The organism is Gulosibacter sp. 10 (assembly GCF_900163695.1).
Classification (GTDB): Bacteria; Actinomycetota; Actinomycetes; order Actinomycetales; family Microbacteriaceae; genus Gulosibacter.
Window position 1 is genome coordinate 86383 of sequence record NZ_FUIC01000016.1, and the last position, 16956, is coordinate 103338.

At 64.9% G+C, this 16956-nt stretch carries 11 protein-coding genes; 8 read left to right on the forward strand and 3 right to left on the reverse strand.

Going from position 1 to position 16956, the window contains the following annotated elements; genetic code table 11:
* Positions 1-151 precede the first annotated feature (151 nt).
* The 3 genes from galE to FM112_RS06680 all read left to right on the forward strand — a co-directional run bounded on the left by galE (position 152) and on the right by FM112_RS06680 (position 7065).
* Positions 152-1147 (forward strand): UDP-glucose 4-epimerase GalE, encoded by a 996-nt coding sequence (galE, locus tag FM112_RS06670; protein WP_087005399.1) that lies wholly within the window; start codon positions 152-154, stop codon positions 1145-1147.
* A complete protein-coding gene (locus FM112_RS06675; protein WP_087005402.1) occupies positions 1144-2766 on the forward strand; it encodes a heparinase II/III family protein in 1623 nt (540 codons plus the stop codon). The genes galE and FM112_RS06675 overlap by 4 nt, the downstream gene beginning before the upstream one ends.
* A 75-nt stretch (positions 2767-2841) precedes the next feature.
* Positions 2842-7065, forward strand: a complete 4224-nt coding sequence (locus FM112_RS06680) for a glycosyltransferase (RefSeq protein WP_176386711.1) — start codon at positions 2842-2844, stop codon at positions 7063-7065.
* A gap of 68 nt (positions 7066-7133) precedes the next feature.
* Here the strand turns inward: FM112_RS06680 and wecB are convergent, their stop codons facing one another.
* The 3 genes from wecB to FM112_RS06695 all read right to left on the reverse strand — a co-directional run bounded on the left by wecB (position 7134) and on the right by FM112_RS06695 (position 10116).
* Positions 7134-8294: a non-hydrolyzing UDP-N-acetylglucosamine 2-epimerase gene (gene wecB / locus FM112_RS06685; protein ID WP_087005408.1), complete on the reverse strand. Its 1161-nt coding sequence runs from the start codon at positions 8292-8294 to the stop codon at positions 7134-7136.
* Between the two features lie 63 nt (positions 8295-8357).
* Positions 8358-9239 carry an ABC transporter ATP-binding protein gene (locus tag FM112_RS06690; protein ID WP_087005411.1) on the reverse strand — a complete coding sequence of 294 codons (882 nt, stop codon included), beginning with the start codon at positions 9237-9239 and terminating at the stop codon, positions 8358-8360.
* Positions 9240-9267: 28 nt separating this feature from the next.
* Positions 9268-10116, reverse strand: a complete 849-nt coding sequence (locus tag FM112_RS06695) for an ABC transporter permease (RefSeq protein WP_087005414.1) — start codon at positions 10114-10116, stop codon at positions 9268-9270.
* A gap of 273 nt (positions 10117-10389) precedes the next feature.
* On the opposite strand from FM112_RS06695, the gene FM112_RS06700 reads away from it, so the two are divergent.
* From FM112_RS06700 to panC, 5 genes are all read left to right on the forward strand, one after another.
* Positions 10390-11331 carry an SGNH/GDSL hydrolase family protein gene (locus FM112_RS06700; RefSeq protein ID WP_087005417.1) on the forward strand — a complete coding sequence of 314 codons (942 nt, stop codon included), beginning with the start codon at positions 10390-10392 and terminating at the stop codon, positions 11329-11331.
* Positions 11332-11450: 119 nt separating this feature from the next.
* Positions 11451-11933: a PH domain-containing protein gene (locus tag FM112_RS06705; RefSeq protein ID WP_087005420.1), complete on the forward strand. Its 483-nt coding sequence runs from the start codon at positions 11451-11453 to the stop codon at positions 11931-11933.
* Positions 11933-15307, forward strand: coding sequence for a PH domain-containing protein (locus FM112_RS17665; protein WP_087005423.1), 3375 nt, complete (start codon positions 11933-11935; stop codon positions 15305-15307). The genes FM112_RS06705 and FM112_RS17665 overlap by 1 nt, the downstream gene beginning before the upstream one ends.
* Positions 15304-16014, forward strand: coding sequence for a DUF2520 domain-containing protein (locus tag FM112_RS06715; RefSeq protein ID WP_087005426.1), 711 nt, complete (start codon positions 15304-15306; stop codon positions 16012-16014). Before FM112_RS17665 ends, FM112_RS06715 begins: the two co-directional genes overlap by 4 nt.
* Before the next feature lie 52 nt (positions 16015-16066).
* Entirely contained in the window at positions 16067-16936 is an 870-nt protein-coding gene (gene panC, locus FM112_RS06720) for a pantoate--beta-alanine ligase (protein ID WP_087005429.1), read from the forward strand.
* The last annotated feature ends 20 nt before the right edge of the window (positions 16937-16956 follow it).

Consider the following 16956-nt stretch of genomic DNA (forward strand, 5'->3'; position numbering starts at 1 on the left):
GTTGTTAGTCCGGCAAGGACTTGACGGGCGTTGCCCAGGCTGACGACGCTCATCGGACGCGTGTTACCTTATGAGGATTGTGAACGTGCACCGTAGGGGAGCGCCTCAGGGCGGTGCTCATCGGGAAGACCCTGGATTGCGAGGAGAGCGCATGCGCCTGTTGGTGACCGGCGGTGCCGGCTACATCGGTGCTCACTTCGTCGCACTTGCGGTGGAACGAGGCTTCTCGGAGATCATCGTGGTGGACGATCTGTCCACGGGCCTACGGCGTCGGGTACCCGCTGAGGCGGCTCTGCACGAGTTCGACCTGGCTGCTGATGACTCCGTGCCGCGGCTCGCGAGTCTCCTTCAGGACGCTCGAACTCAGGCAGTCGTGCATTTCGCTGCGAAGAAGGTCGTCAGCGACTCGGTTTCGTTCCCCGAGGAGTACTTCCGCACGAACATCGGGGCCACGCTGAACGTACTCGAGGCGATGCGCGAGGCCGGAGTGCCGCATCTGGTCTTCTCATCTTCAGCCGCCGTCTACGGCGAGCCCGACTCGCGGGTCGTATACGAGTCGGAACCATGTCAGCCCATCAACCCCTACGGGCAGTCGAAGTATGTGAGCGAGCTATCCCTCGCCAACGCCTCTCGAGCTTGGGGGCTCAAGGCAACGGTGCTTCGGTACTTCAATGTGGCCGGCGCGCGAAACTCGTTGTTGGCAGACACCACGACGACCAACCTGATGCCCGCAATACGAGACGGCATCACGCACAGTCGTGTTGTTTCGATCTTCGGAGACGACTATGACACGCCAGATGGCACGTGCATTCGCGACTACGTGCATGTCGAGGACCTGGTCGAGGCGCATCTGGTGGCGCTCGAACGGTTGAGCAGCGAGCAAGACGCCGGTACTCGGGCGTACAACGTCGGAACGGGAAGCGGCAGCAGTGTGTTGGAGGTCGTCGAGAGCTTCAACCGCATTCCCGGGATCCAAGTCCCGTACCAATACCAAGACCGAAGGCCCGGCGACCCCGCTGCGCTCATCGCCAATGTTGACAAGATTGAATCCGAGCTGGGCTGGAGAGCCCGGTTCACGACGAACGATCTTGTGGCGTCTGTGGTGGAGTTTCCGCCACTCCACGTAGAGGAGGCCGTCGAACCTTGAACGCCTTGGATTACCTGTTCCGCCGGCCGAGCATGATCGCCATGAACCGGGCTCGTCGCAGTTTCATCCTGCAGGACACGATCTCAGTTCCTGGTGAGGGTAAAATCGAGATCGAGGACGGTTCGATCTGGAAGCGGCGACGTAAGCGAAGCCTCGCGCGGAAGATGCACGGCTGGCTTTTCTACTACTATTTGCGCCCATTCCATGATGGCGATGACTCTGCTGTGCTTGAGAAGCTGATCGGTCTACTGCGTTACTGGAGGGAGGCTGTCGGCCTCCCCCCTTCTCGCATTCCAATGGCTTATCATGACGAGACGACTGCTCAACGCGTTATTGCGCTAACATGCTTGCTCCAAGACTACTCGGAGCTCCTGGGCCCGGATGAAAAGGCGTTCATCGAGCAAATTCTTCAAGAGAATTCCAGAATGCTTGCCGACGAGGAATTTCACAGCACTGGCACGAACCACGGGATGTACCAGGATCTTGCATTGGAGGTCGTGAGCCCGCACCTTCCGGATGGTGAAGAGCTGTCTTCACTGGCCACTTCGCGCCTCAACTCATACTTTGCGGACGCGTTCACCGAAGATGGCGTGCACAAAGAGCAGTCTCCCGAGTATCACATTATTGTGAGCAGTCACCTGCGCAGATACGTGGACTTTCTCGAGCAGCGGCAAGACCCTCGAGCGGGAAAGCTGCACGATATATGGCACGCTTCCGAACGGTACGCGATTATGAGCATTTCCCCCCTTGGGAAATTTGCTCCGGTGAGTGACACCACTGCTCGAGCGGTAATATCCTCTGGGTATGCTGCAGCCTATGATTCACCGGAGTTCTTGTATGCGGTTTCTCAAGGAGCTCTTGGGGTTGCACCGTCGGACACCTGTTATGTAGCGGAGAGCACTGGTGTCGCGATCTACCGACAGGACTGGAGCGACCTGGAATCCACGTACCTCTACTTCAGCGCAGCATATAATTCCGACTACCACAAGCACTCCGATGAGCTGAGCGTCTATCTCGTGCATCGAGGTATCGAGGTGCTTCGCGAGGCGGGGCCCAACGGATATGAAATGCGAGACCCGTACACCGAGTACGCGTTCTCCAGTTTTGGCCATAACACCCTTATCGTGAATGGCGAAGGGCTTTCGAGGGTTGAGCCCGATGATATGGGCAAGGTAGCGCTTGAAAGCGTGCCTGCGGCCGACGCAGTTGCATTCTCCGTGGAGGGGAGGAATCTTAGGTACACGGATGTCGAGCATGTCCGTCAAATCACCGTGCCGCAGTCGCAAGCCGGGGTGGCAGCTAAGACCATTGTGATCGAAGATGTTGTAAAGGGGCAAGGCGGCAATCATTACGAATTGTTGTGGCACTTCGGGCCCGAGGTTCATGCGACGCTCTCGGAAGGCGTCGTCCAGCTTATGGATAGCCGTGGGCGCCAGTTGGCGGAAATCAGCGTGGACTCGAATGCATCCTTCTCGGTTGATGCTGTCAGGGGGATTGAAGAGCCGATGATTCAAGGATGGTACTTTCCTGAAATGGGGAGTCGTGCCCCCGCTGACACCCTTATCGTCTCGTTCTCCGGCAGCGAGAGCCGACTCCGTACCGAGATCACACTTCATTGACCTGTTATCGATAGACTTGCAAGGATATAAATGCTAAAATTATTCCGGAGATTTACCCGCAAGCAAAAGGCGGTAATGGGTTTCTTTCTCCTGGCTGCCGTTATCGCTTCTGTCGCAGCTTTTTGGCTTGACGATACCATTCTGATTGTTTCTCTATTCTGGCTGCTCGCGCTGAGTGTTTTTATCATGATTATGTTTATTCGACGGCTCAACGCGGCAATAGCCCGTGTTCGTCGTGATCCCGGAAGTCTGCTAAAAAAAAAGAACGTTGAGCCGCGGAGCCGGCTAGAGTCCTCCAAGGACATCGAGACACTCCGCAAGGAGCTCCGTAGCGGCAAACGGCCGGCAGTCGTCTTTCCGCTCGCGAAGAAGATTCTTCAGCAGGCCGGCGGGATCAGGGAAGCCGGCCAGGTGCTCGGACACCTGAAGTCCGATCTGCCTCTCGCCACCTCGGAGCGCGAGTTCATCGAACGCGTGCGATCGTTGAACAGGTATCTCGACGCGGAGTATGAGCTCCCGCAGCAGCACCACACGTACAACTACGTGCCTGCGAAGGACAAGGTTCTGTATGCGGTGGGCATCTCGCCTATCTCAGTGAGCAACGGGTATACCTCGCGTACGCAGGGCGTGGCCACGGGCATGGCGAGCCGGGGACTCGACGTGGTGGTCGCCCCTATGCCGGGGAAGCCCTGGGACAAGGGGCCTCAGCCCGGGTATCGCGTGCCCGGAGAACACCGTCGTTTCACCCGGGCGATCAACGGCGTGACGTACGCGCATAATCCGGGCGGCAAGGCATGGGAAGGCGACATCGACGTCTTCTTCCAGATCAGCGCCGACGCCTATGTTCGCGAAGCGCTCATCGACAAGCCTGAATTCATACTCGCGGCCTCGAACTACCTCTCTGCGCTGCCGGCCCTTATCGCGGCTCGTCGTCTCGGCATCCCGTTCGTGTACGAGATGCGAGGTTTCTGGGAAGTGACCGCGGCATCGGTGAACCCTGCCTGGGCCGACACGGATCAGTACGCGCTCGACCGGAAGTTTGAGCTGTTCGTCGCGCAGAATGCGGATAAGATCGTCGTCATCACCGACGAGATGAAGCAGGACCTCATCGAACGCGGAGTCGACGGCGCGAAGATCTCCGTCGCGCCGAACTGCGTCGACCCGGAGAAGTTCGCCCCGCTCGGCAAGGACCTCAACCTCTGTAAGAGGATCGGGTTCGAGCGTCCGGAACTGCCGGTCATCGGCTTTGCCGGAAGTGTTACCGACTACGAGGGGCTCGACCTCGTCGTGCAGGCACTTGCCGATCTGAAGGAAGCCGGCAAGGAATTCAATTTTCTCCTGATCGGCGGCGGAAAGCACCTGCCGGTGCTCCAGAAGGAGATCGGACGGCTCCGTCTCGATGCCGAGACGCGACAGATCAGCGGTATCCCGAATGAACAAATGCCGGTGTATCTCTCGAGCATCGATATCTTTCCGCTTGCGCGGCAATCGCTGCCCGTCACGGAGCTCGTCTCGCCGCTCAAACCGCTCGAAGCCATGGCGACGGGTGGAGCGGTGCTGCTTTCGGACGTGTCGCCTCACGGAGTCTTCTACGGCGAGAACCAGGATCGTGCGCTCAAGTTCGACAAGGGCGATGCGTCGAGCCTGCGGTCACAACTCGAGCGACTGCTCGATGATGCCGAGCTTCGGCGTCGTCTCGGTTGGAACGCTCGCGAATGGATCTTGGAGAATCGGCAGTGGTCCCATTCGGGTGCCGTGTTCGAAACGGTGTTCCGCGGTCTTCGAGCGGAGTGGAAGCGTGCTTCATCGGCGGATGCTGAGGCGCCCTTGAAGTCGTACACCGTCGCCTTCATCGGCGATGTCTTCACCACGGATACCTTCGTGCCTGAACTCACCGCGGTGCGCGTCACCCCCGATGATTGGCGTGAGCAGTACAAGGCGCAGAAGATCGACGCCTTGTTCATCGAGTCCGCCTGGCGGGGGAACGACGGGGCATGGACCGGAACCGTGGGCTACTACGACGACGAGACGCACGCGCCCATCGTCGAGCTCATCGAGTACAGCCGTGAGAACGGTATCCCGGTCATGTTCTGGAACAAGGAAGATCCAGTGCACTTCAACCGGTTCAAGCGCACTGCGGCCCTGTGCGACTACGTCTTCACGACTGATGCTCGGACCATTCCCGCCTACAAGTCGCTCGAGGCGAACCGTATCAAGGTCGTCGCGTCGGCTCCGTTCGCAGCGCAGCCGCTCCTGCACAATCCGCTTCCCACGACCCGTGAGAAGGAAGACACGATCGCGTACGGCGGCACCTATTACGGAGACAAGTACGCGACGCGCAAGCAAGGGCTCGACTTCCTCTTCTATGAATCGGCACCGTACGGGCTCGCGATCTATGAGCGCATCCACAACGACCCGAACTCGCCGTACAAGCTGCCGGAGCGTTTCAAGCGGTACGCCCGTGAGAGCCTCAGCTACCCGGAGATGTGCCAGGCCTACAAGGCGCACCCGATTCACCTGAACGGCAATTCCGTGGTCGATTCGCCTTCGATGTTCTCGCGAAGGGTCGTGGAGATCACGGCTTCCGGTGCGAGCGTCCTGAGCTCGCCCGGGCAGGGGGTCGACGAGACCCTGGCCGGAACCGTACCGACGGTTTCCACGGCTGAAGAGGCCTTCGGAGCACTGCGGCGCTGGAAGGAATCGGAGCAGGTACGTCATCGTGATCTCTGGCGATCGCTGCGCCACGTGTACGAGGCTCACACCTGCGCGCATCGACTCGTCTACATGCTGCGCGTCGCAGGGCTTTCCGTGCAGAGCCCGCGTCTGGAACGGTTCGCGGTTGAATGCTCAGTCGAGGACGTCCTCGTCTTCGAGCAACAATCAGTCAGGCCGGATCTCTACCTTCTCGACTCCGAACCCACGCAAGAACTTGCGGGTCTCCCCGTTCGGCACGTACTGGCAGAACGACGCGGTTCTGAATTGCGCGAACGCGGTATCGACCATGTCATCCGTGCGCAGCGCCCGGTCGGCAAACTCGGCAACCACGATGTCGAGGATCTCGTCAGCGCTCTGCGGTTCGGCCAATGGAAGGCGGTCGGAAAGCGCGCGGTACGCTGGGACAAGGGGGATCCCTATGTTCCGATCGCAACGTTGAACGCGGATATCAATCAGCGCATCGTCCTCTACGGGCTGGAGGCCTACGAGTCCATCACGGCTGGGACCGAACCCGTCCTCGACGATGGCGAGGTATTCGCCTGGCAGGTGGTTACCGAAGCATCGGAGCCGAAGTCAGATTCGATCATCGAACAGGCGGGCAAGCCGACCGTGCTGATCGCTGGCCACGACTTCAAGTTCTTCCCGCAGATCAGTGCTGCTATTCAAGAGGCAGGTCACAAAGTCCTGGTCGACCGCTGGCAGGGGCATGCGATCCACGACGAGGAGTACAGCCGCAAACTGCTTGCCGAAGCGGACGTGATCTTCTGCGAGTGGGCTTTGGGTAACGTGCGGTGGTACAGCCAGAACAAGCTACCCGGCCAGAAGCTCATCACTCGTCTGCATGCGCAGGAACTGCGCACCCGCCATTTGGCTGATGCGAATATCGACAACATCGATACGTTCGTCTTCGTGTCGCCGGTAGGAATGCGGCGGGCGCAGGTGCTGTTCGGAATCCCGTCGTCGAAGTGCGTGGTGATCGGCAACACGTTTGATTTCGATCGCTTCGACTCCTACCGTCCCGACATCAACGCGAAGAATCTTGGATTCGTGGGCTCGGTGCCGCAGTCGAAGCGCTTCGACATCGCCCTGGATATCGTCGAGCAGTTGGCGGCTGAGGACCCGGAAGTCAAATTGCTCGTGAAGGGCAAGGAATACACCGAGTACGAGTGGCTCTTGAAGCGGCCTGCGGAGAAGGCCTTCTTCGAGGAGCAGTATCGCCGCATTGGGCAGTCGTCCGCGTTGCAGGAAGCCGTCGTCTTCGGCGGCCACAGCTCGGACATCGCCGCTTGGTACAACTCCGAGCCCGGTTTCGTGCTGTCGACGAGTGATCACGAGGGGACGCATCAGGCGATCGCCGAAGGCGGCGCCGCGGGGTGCGTGCCGATCATCTTGCCGTGGGCAGGCGCCGAGCTGGTGTACGGCCGGCGCTGGCTGGTGCGTGACGCCGAGGAAGCCGTGGCGCGTATCCGCGAACTCGTAGCGGATCCGGAGAAGTTCAAGACCGAGTCCAACGCGGTGCGTGAATACATGTACGAGCATTTCCGTCCGGAACGGATCGGTCGAGAAATCGTGAATCTTCTGTAGCAGGTACGTGGGCAAGAAGCCGCCGTCACAAACGGGTGACGGCGGCTTCTGCGTTATGCGGTGAGCAGTTACTCGCTGCTGTGGACCGGCGAGAAATCCGGAAGCCGTTGGCCGACGCCGAGGAGTTCCGCGATTGCGGCGACCGATCGTTCGGCGGCTTTACCGTCACCGTACGGGTTGACCGCGTTCGCCATCTCGCGGTAGGCGGTGTCGTCATCCAGCAGCCGAGCCGATTCCGCGACGATGCGCTCCTCATCGGTCCCGACCAGCCGCACGGTGCCGGCTTCGATCGCCTCGGGGCGCTCGGTGTTCTCGCGCATGACCAGCACCGGCTTGCCCAGGCTCGGAGCCTCCTCCTGCACACCGCCCGAGTCGGTGAGGACGAGCGCGGCACGTCCCATGAGCTTCGTGAACTCGTTGTAGGGCAGAGGGTCGGTCACGATGATGTTCGAACGACCCTCGATGTGGGGGAAGACGGCATCGCGGACGCGAGGGTTCAGGTGCGCGGGCAGCACGAAATTGATATCCGTGTATTGCTCGGAGAGGCGGCGCATGGCTTTGCCGATGGCGGACATCGTGTCGAGATTCTCGCGCCGGTGCGTGGTGATGAGTACCAGGCGCTGCCCGCTGTCCGCCGCCTGCTGGAGCCGTTCATCGGCGAACGTGGTGTTCCAGGCCGTGGCTTCCAGCAACGCATCGATGACGGTGTTGCCGGTGACCGGCACCGTCGAGGCGTCCACCTGTTCACGAAGCAGGTTTTCCCTCGACTCGGCTGTCGGCGCGAGGTGCAGAGAAGCTACTCGGCTGATGAGACGACGGTTCGCCTCTTCGGGGAAAGGCGAGAAGAGGTTGCCGGTTCGAAGTCCGGCCTCCACATGAACGACCCTGACCTCTCGGTTGAACGCGGTAATGGCGGCGGACATCGCGGTCGACGTGTCGCCGTGCACGAGAATCGCGTCCGGCCGCTCTTTTTCGATCACCGCGTCGAGTTCTTCGACGACCCGGGAGACGATCTGGTTCAAGGATTGGCCGGGGCGCATGATTCCCAGGTCGTACTTGGGCGTGATGCCGAACATCGAATTGACCTGATCGAGCATCTCGCGATGTTGGCCCGTCGAGACTGCGAACGCGTCGAAGCGATCATCGGCCTCAAGGGCGGTCACGACCGGGGCGACCTTGATGGCCTCCGGGCGAGTGCCGTAGACGGTGATTACCTTGGGTACAGTCACGTGAGCATTCCTTTAGCGCTGGGGGTCGAGAGATCGTCCTGAGGGGAGTGTATGGGATGCGAATCAGGCATCCCGATCCATGTCATCGGCCTCATCGTCTAGTTCATCATCGGTGTTGGCGGACACGATCGCCTTCGGCGGGATCGAGCCGTCGAGGATCTGCTGCGTCCGGTCCTCCAACGTCTGTCCGTACTTCTTGCGGATCCACGCGCCTCGCCGTTCTCCGCGACGTTTGAGCGCGCGGAGATACTCCTCATAATGGGGGAGTACCTCATCGGTGCCGCCGTCTTCGATGATCTCCCCCTTGTCCATCCAGATGACTCGGGTGCAGAGGTCCCGGATTGCGGGCGCCGAGTGGTTGACGAGAAAGCCGGTTCCCGAGCGGGAAATGAGGTCTCGCATGGCCTCGTTCGAACGCTCTTTGAAGGCGCCATCGCCCGTCGAAAGGGCTTCGTCGATCATGAGGATCTCCGGGTCGGCGGAAACGGAGATCGCGAACCGGAGACGGGCCACCATGCCGGACGAGTATGTGCGCATGGGCATGTAGATGGATTCGCCGATGTCGGCGAGTTCTGCGACGCGGTCTATTCGGGATTCCGCATCGTCGGGTGAGAGCCCCATCGCGAGCAGGCCGATCCTGATGTTGTCGAGGCCAGTGAGTTTCGGCATCAACGCGGCGCTGACTCCCATGAGCTGCGGCTTCGACTTGGCGAGGACCGACCCCGAGGTCGGCGTCTCGAGTCCTGCCAGGACTCGCAGAAGGGTGCTCTTTCCCGAACCGTTTCGGCCGACGAGGCCGATGAACTCCCCTTTGAACGCGACGAGTGAAACACCGCGGAGGGCTTCGACGGTGGACTTCGTGCCGCTCGAGCCGAAGAGGCGCCGGCGCTTGTCCCGGTTGCCGACACGAACCCTGTAGGTGAGCCGGATGCTGTCCGCGAGCATCGTCAGTTCATTCGGGGTTTCCGCAGTGTCACTTGTACTGGTCACGGCTGTACGATTCCTCTCCCTGCCAGAACACGAAAAAGCCCACGATGAGAAGGCCCACGGCCCACGCGCTGAGCGTGATCCATTGCTGCGGATCGGGGAACGTGCCGTCGATCAGGATGCCTCGGTAGGACTCGAGCAGGACATACACGGGGTTCAGCTCGATCACCGTCAGGAGCGCAGGCACCTTCTCCGCGAGATTGCCGATCGGAAAGATCACACCGGACCCGTACATCAGCAGCCGGGTGAGGAACGGCATCGTGCGGCTGACGTCCGGAAGCACCGTGCCGAGTCTGGCGAAGATGAGCGTGAGGCCGAAGTCCAGGAGGGTCTGGAGGAGTAGCAGCACCGGGAATAGGAGCCATGCCAGTTCCGGAAGCTCGTGCGGGGGCATTCCCATGATGATCACGAACATGACCAGCAAGGCCGGGATGCGCTGGAGAAAGTCGTATACGAGGTCCGCGAGCGGGAGCGCCATCCGGGGGAATTGGAAGGCCCGGATCATCGCCTTCGACGAGCTGATCGTCTTCGTCCCGGTCGAGAGCGCCGTGCTGGTGTACTGGTACATGAACACGCCGATGATGATGAACGCGACGAAATTGTCCATGCCGCGATCCAAGCCGAGCAGCACGCCGAAGATCAGCCAGTAGAACGTTGCATCGAGCAGGGGCTTGAAAATGAGCCAGAGCGAGCCGAGACGGCTGTCGTCGTTGTCGGTCATCACTCGACTGCGCGACTGCAGCCAGATGAAGTGTCTCCGCTGCCAGAGCTGCTTGACATAGCGTCCGAGCGGGGGGCGTCCAGTAACCTCATGGAGGTCATCGATGCCGTACATGCTCTGGACAGTTGCGGCGAACTTGGACCCCTCGAGGCTCCTCAGAGTCCGCTGCTCGTGCAGCGATCTGCTTGCGCCCGCCTCATCTGAACGAGTCTTGCTCACTAAGCGACACCAACCTCAGGGTAAACCGGCGCCGTCGGCATCGGTACTGATGTGTAAGAGGCTAATTCTAGTGGTCGATCGTCTGACATGGCGAGGGCGAGCAACGTGTGTGATGGTTAAGGGCTTGTGGGTGGGATCGGACGCATCCGCCAAGAGTAGGGATGGTTGATGGCGAGGACGAAACGGACGATCAGACTCAAGGAGATCGCCCCCAACAGTTACAGCGAGAAGACTCCGGCTCCGCAGTACATGCAGCGCACTGACGGATCCCTCGAGTTGAAGGCGTACGTGGCCCGCGGAGACGACCGCGGGTTCCTGCGGACCGGCAACCAGCTGGTAGCGGGTCCGCCGATCGTGTTCATGGGCGGTTCGTTCGTCGAATCGATGTACGCGGATGAAGACAAGCGGTTCGTTTCGCAGATCGAACGGCGTCTGCATGCGAAGGGGTACGGGTATCGATGCCTCAACGCCGGATACTCGGGCTCGACTACGCTGCATTCGTTCAATGTGCTTGTCAACAAGATCCTGCCTATCGTGCGGGAGGCGGGGACCGTGGTGTTCTTCCTGCCGCAGACCGATAGCTTCATCGTCGGTACTAAAGGGAGCTACTGGAACGGAACCAAGCGGTTCGCGACCCTGCTCCCCGCCGATGAACCATCCGAGCAGAGCGGTTGGAACGACCTGCATGCGACTCGTGCGATCCTGCGGCTCGTCGTTGCGGCGTGCAAGAACTTCGGTGTCGACCTGGTCCTTGCGGCCTCGCCATTCCGTGACGCGCCCCATGGTGACGACCCTTACCTGGCGAACAAGCTCCGCCCGGCAGAGCGTTACGAACGTGTTCAAGCGCTTCGCGCAGAACTTGCGCATATGCCGTGCTCGGTGGGGCGGGAATCCGCAGTACCCGCAATCGATGGCCATGCTCTTCTCTCAGGACAAGCGCAGTACTTCTACGATGATCTGCATCTCAACGATGAGGGGCAGCAGATGTTCGCCGAGTCCTTCGCGACCGAGCTGATGAAGCACCTCGAACGTCGTCGACGCCCCATCTGGAGCGCGCGGAAGCGTCGGCTCAAACGATTCGTCAAGAGGATGATCGTGCGCAAGCGGTGACGCATGGCATATGTGAAGCCGGAGCTGTGCGAAGCCGATGCAACCGCACGGGCTGATCCCAACCCTTCCGCCCCCTCGCATACACTTGGGCCGCACCGACCTTAGGCAACGGGGGAGTAATGAGCGGTCTCGACCATCCGAACATCCAGTGGCGACGCGTATCGAACAAGTACGCCACGCTCTGCGCCTTCAACTACGCGGTGCCGACGGTGATCTTCGCCGCCATCGCGATCGGGCTCAGCTTCATCCCCGACAACGGCTGGTGGTGGCTCTTCGGCGCGATCCCCGCCGTGCTCTTCGCGAGCCAGATCTTCTTCGTCGTCGTCCGCGCACGCGCGATCGGCTACGCGCTGCGCCAGGACGACCTCGTCTACCGCGCGGGCATCCTCTGGAGCCGCATGGTCGCCGTCCCGTACGGCCGCCTCCAGCTCGTCGACGTGCACCGCGGCCCGATCGAGCGGATGCTCGGACTCGCCACGGTCAAGACCGTCACCGCCGCGGCCTCCACCCAGGTCGCCATCCCCGGCCTTCCCTATGCGGAGGCCGAGCAGCTGCGCGACCACCTCATCCAGGTCGCCGAGACCCGCCGGGCAGGCCTGTGATGTCGCAGCAGAACCCTCCGCAGGGCCGTCCACCGCAGCAGGGAGGTTCCGGGAACGGTCGGCAGGGGCCCGGGCATCCGGCCCCGAACGGCGACGGCGGCCAGCACGCCCCGGGCCGCTGGCCGCAGCACGGGCAGCAGCCGTATCCGCAGCAGCACGGCGGCGGACACCAGCAGCCCGGCATGCCGCCGCAGCCGGGACAGCCGCCGGCCGGATTCCCGAACCAGCCGCCCCAGCCCGGCGGGGGAGCCCGGCCCGGCTCCGCGCCGCAGCAGTACCAGGGCGGACCGCCCCCGCACCCGGGCCAGCAGCATCCCGGCCAGCAGGGGCCCGGTCAGCATCACCCCGGGCAGCAGGGCGCCCCGCAGCAGCCGCTCGCGACCAGCCTCGCCGACGGCGACTGGCACCAGATGCACAAGCTCACGCCGTGGCTGAACTTCGGCGGCGGCATCATCGCGAGCTTCTTCATCCTCTTCTGGATCCTCGTCTCCCTCATCGGCTCGATCTTCGACAACGAGCTCGACTTCCCCCTCGGCGCGGTGCTCGGGCTCGCGGCGCTCGGATTCGTGATCCTCGTCGCGCTGATCGGCGTCATCGTCTTCCTCGACTTCAAGAACCGGCAGTTCCGGCTCACGAGCGAGGTCTTCGAGCTGCGCAGCGGCGTGATCGGCAAGAACAACCGCCAGGTGCGCCTCGACCGCCTGCAGTCGGTCAACCTCACCCGGCCGCTGCTGCCGCGGCTGCTCGGCCTCACCCAGCTCGAGACGAGCGGCGCCGGCAAGGACAGCGACATCAAGCTGCAGTACCTGAGCAAGGACCAGGCCGAGTCCCTGCGCACCGACGTGCTGCGCCGCGCATCGGGCGCGAAGAAGCGCAAGCAGCACGGCTACTCGGCCCCCGCCCCCGGCCAGCAGCAGGTCCCCGCGGGCGCTCCTCCGGCGCCGGGGCGGAACGCGCCCGGCGCGGCCCCCGCCGGCCACGCGCCCGCGCCGCAGCCGCACCGCCGGCGCACGCTCAGCGACTACATCGACGCCGCCGTGGACGACTTCTCCTCACCCGAGCTCGCCGAGGGCAGCGTGCCGCAGCAGGCCGTCGTCAACGTCGCGCCCGGTCGGGTGGCCGGCGCGACCTTCCTCAGCATGGTCGTCACTGCCATCGTGCTGTTCGTGTTCGGCCTGATCATCGGCCTCCCGCTCGCGATCATCCTGAGCGCCTCCATCGACAACGTCTCGTTCGGCGTCGTGTTCATCGCCGCCGTCGCCGGCGCACTCGGCATCGGCGTCTTCCTGCTCATCATCGGCGGCATCGCCGCGGTGAGCACCCTCATGAGCTCGATGAACTACACCATCGCCGGCACCAGCGACGGCGTGCGCATCGGCCGCGGCCTGCTCAACCAGACCAACGACACCGTGCCGCCCGGCCGCATCCACAGCGTGCAGCTGCGCCAGCCCTGGCTCTGGCGCAAGTTCGGCTGGTACGAGGTGCGCGTCGACCGCGCCGACCTGCAGAACAGCGCCTCCTCGGACAGCAACGAGCAGTCGCAGAACCTGCGCCGCCAGGTGATCCTGCCCGTCGGCACCTGGACCGACGCGCAGCGCGTGCTCTCCCTCGTGCTGCCCATGCACATGAGCCAGCACACCGCGGAGATCCTCACCACCGCGATGAAGCCGGGCCCGCAGCCCACCTTCATCCCCACGCCCTCGAAGGCGCGGATCCTCCACCCGTTCACCTCGCGCCGCCTCGGCTACGCGATCGACCGCGGCGTGATCTACCTGCGCAAGGGCTACTTCGACCGCCGCATCGCGATGATCCCCGGCGAGCGCATCCAGTCCATCACGCTGCACGACAGCCCCATCCAGCGCGGCCTCGGCGTCGTCTCGCTGTGGATCAACACCGTCGGCCGCGCCGTGACCACGCGCCTGCCGAACGTGGACGCCGCCACCTCGACGCAGCTCTTCGACCAGCTCGAGAGCCTCGCCATCGCCCGCGCCGCTGCCGACACCTCGCACCGCTGGAGCGAGGCCGCCGCGCGCACCGCGCTCGCGACCGCGCACATGGTGGCGCAGGATGCGCAGGCCAGCGGCCAGCGCGTCGACCCGTACACGATGCGCGTGCTGGAGGCCGAGGCGGCCTGGCAACGCGAGCAGGGCGGGCAGGATGCGCAGGGGCACGGGCAGGCGCCGACCGGGGCCACCGGGTCCGGGGGTTCGGGGCAGCGTCCCGGTTCCCAGGGATCCGGGCCTCAGGGGGCTGATCCTCAGGGCTCCGGTTCGCGCGGGCCCGATTCGTACGGGCCCGGCGCGCAGGGGCCTGGCCCTCAGAGCGCCGGCCCGCACGGCTCCGGTCCTCAGGGGCACGGTTCGGCGCAGCCGTTCGGCGGACCCGCGGGCGGGCAGCCCGGCGGCTGGCAGCCTCCGGCCTCCCCTCCGGCTCCCGCGGCTCGGCCGGCGCAGCCGCCGTACCCGCCGCAGCCCGGCCGCGAGGACGCCGCAGGATCGCAGCCGCGCCCGGCGCAGCAGCCCGCACCGGACTCGCCGCGGCGGCAGGGCGCCCAGGACGGTCCGGCGCAGCAGCCGGCGCCCGGCGCGCCGGGGTCGGCTTTCGACGGATCGGGCCGTCCCGATCGGGGCGCGCCCGGGCAGGGCGCGCCCTACGGGCAGCCTCCTTGCCCGTCCGAGACCCCGCATCCGGGCGATCCATCGCGCGAGGGCAGGCCGCCCCAGCAGGGCGCCGCGCCGCAGTACGGCACCGCACCGCAGCATGACCGGGCGCCGCAGCCGAGTCGGCCGCCGTACGCCCCGCAACAGCCTCCGCAGCCCGGCGCCGATCAGGCTCCGCGCTCCGCGCAGCCGCAGGGCGAGCCTCGCCCCGAGGCCGCTCCGGAGCCGCCGCTCCGTCGCGATCGCCGGCGCGGTCCCGGCGCGGGTCAGGGCCCCGAGGCAGGCGCATCCGATCGGCCGGCGACACCGCCGCAGCCGAGCGGGTACACGCCCGTGCCGCCATCGGCCCCGCAGTACCCGCCGCAGGCGCCTGCCGGTTCGCAGCCTGATCAGCAGCCTCCTGTCACCAGGCCGCGTGATGAGCGGCCGAGCCCGCAGTACCCGCCCCAGGCGCCCGTAGGCCCGCAGCCGGATGCGCAGCGTCCCGTAGCCGAGCCGCGAGATGAGCAGCCGAGCCCGCAGTACCCGCCGCAGGCCCCCGGAAGCTCACAGCCCGAACCGCAGCATCCCGCGGGGCAGGCGCCCGACGAACGGCGAAGCTCCGGGCACGATGAGGAAGGCGCCGAACCCTCGGCCCCCGACGCGCCGCGCGAGACCGGCGGCGACGAGCTCCCGCCGCTGCCCCCGCTGCCGCCGCACGGACCGGCGCGGTGAGCGCATCCGAGCGCGACGGACGGCTGGGCGTCGGCATCGTCGGCGACGAGCCGACCGCGGCCGTCCTCGCCCGGGGCCTGGCCGGAGCGGGCCACGCCATCATCGGCGCGGCCATCGACGACGACCAGGCACTCGAGCGCGCCGAAGCCCTGCTTCCGGGGCTGCAGCGGCTCGCCGACCGGCAGGTGATCGAGCGCAGCGAGCTCGTGATCCTCGCCGAGCCCGAGGAGCGGCTCGAGCGCCGGGTGCGGGAGCTCACCGACGCCGGCGCGTGGGTGCCCGGCCAGCTCGTGATGCACAACCTCGCGGGCCACGGCACGCGCATCCTCGGCGCCGCGCTCGACCGCGGCGCCATCCCGCTCGCCATCCACCCGGCCATCGACATCACCGGCACCTCGCTCGACCTCACGCGTCTCCGCGAGGGATGGTGCGCCGTCACCGCGCCCCGGCCGGTGCTGCCGATCGCGCAGGCCCTCGTCGTCGAGCTCGGCGCCGAGCCCGTCGTGATCGCGGAGGAGGACCGCGGCACCTACGCCGAGGCCATCGAGACCGCCACCTCCTTCACCCGCTCGATCGTGAAGCAGGCCACCGCGCTGCTCGCTGGCGTCGGCGTCGAGCAGCCGGGCTTCGTGCTCTCGAGCCTCGTGCGCTCGGCCGCCGACAACGCCCTCGCCGACGCGAGCCCGGAGCTGCCGGAGGGGCTGTAGGGCAGTCGACGGCCGCCCCGCCTCGCGACGACCGCCGAGTAGGCTCGTCCCCGTGACTCGAATCCTCCGGACCGTGACCGAGACCCGCGCGGCGATCGCCGAACTCGCCGCCCGAGCCGGAGCCGAGCCCGACAAGGCCCGTCTCGCCCTCGTGCCCACCATGGGCGCCCTGCACGACGGCCACCGAGCGCTCATCCGCCTCGCGCGGGAACGGGCCGAGATCGTGATCGTGTCGATCTTCGTCAACCCGCTGCAGTTCGCGCCCGACGAGGACCTCGACCGCTACCCGCGCACCCCCGAGGCCGACCTCGCGGTGCTCGAGGCCGAGGGCGTCCACGCCGCGTTCATGCCCGCCGTCGCCGAGATGTACCCCGACCTCGAGCACGTCACGACGGTGTCGGCGGGCGAGGCCGGGCGCATCCTCGAAGGCGAATACCGGCCCACCCACTTCGACGGCGTGCTCACCGTCGTCGCCAAGCTCTTCAACATCATCCGCCCCGACATCGCCGTGTTCGGCGAGAAGGACGCCCAGCAGCTCGCGCTCGTGCGCCGGATGGTGCGCGACCTCGACTTCCCGCTCGAGATCGTCGCGCATCCCATCGTCCGCGAAGCCGACGGCCTGGCCCGCTCGAGCCGCAACGCCTACCTCGGCGAGGAGGAGCGCGGCATCGCCCTGACCCTCAAGCGCGCGCTCGACGCGGTCGAGGCCGCCGCGCCCCGCGGACGGGACGACGCCATCGCCGCAGGCCGGGCGGTCTACGACGCCCAGGCATTGGCTAGCATGGACTACTTGGAGCTCGTCGACGCCGCCACATTCGCGCCGATCGACGACACGTTCGCAGGCGAAGCGCTCGCGCTCACCGCCGCCAGAATCGGCACCACACGACTCATCGACAACCGGCCGGTCGCGATGCGCCACTAGCGCACGCGCGCCGGCCCACC

Bases quoted from the DNA above. Each gene is read 5' to 3' on its own strand.
- FM112_RS06700 (WP_087005417.1), top strand. From the start codon at position 10,390: ATGGCGAGGACGAAACGGACGATCAGACTCAAGGAGATCGCCCCCAAC.
- FM112_RS06690 (WP_087005411.1), bottom strand. From the start codon at position 9,239: ATGCTCGCGGACAGCATCCGGCTCACCTACAGGGTTCGTGTCGGCAAC.
- FM112_RS06680 (WP_176386711.1), top strand. From the start codon at position 2,842: ATGGGTTTCTTTCTCCTGGCTGCCGTTATCGCTTCTGTCGCAGCTTTT.
- FM112_RS06705 (WP_087005420.1), top strand. From the start codon at position 11,451: ATGAGCGGTCTCGACCATCCGAACATCCAGTGGCGACGCGTATCGAAC.
- galE (WP_087005399.1), top strand. From the start codon at position 152: ATGCGCCTGTTGGTGACCGGCGGTGCCGGCTACATCGGTGCTCACTTC.
- FM112_RS06695 (WP_087005414.1), bottom strand. From the start codon at position 10,116: ATGTACGGCATCGATGACCTCCATGAGGTTACTGGACGCCCCCCGCTC.
- FM112_RS17665 (WP_087005423.1), top strand. From the start codon at position 11,933: ATGTCGCAGCAGAACCCTCCGCAGGGCCGTCCACCGCAGCAGGGAGGT.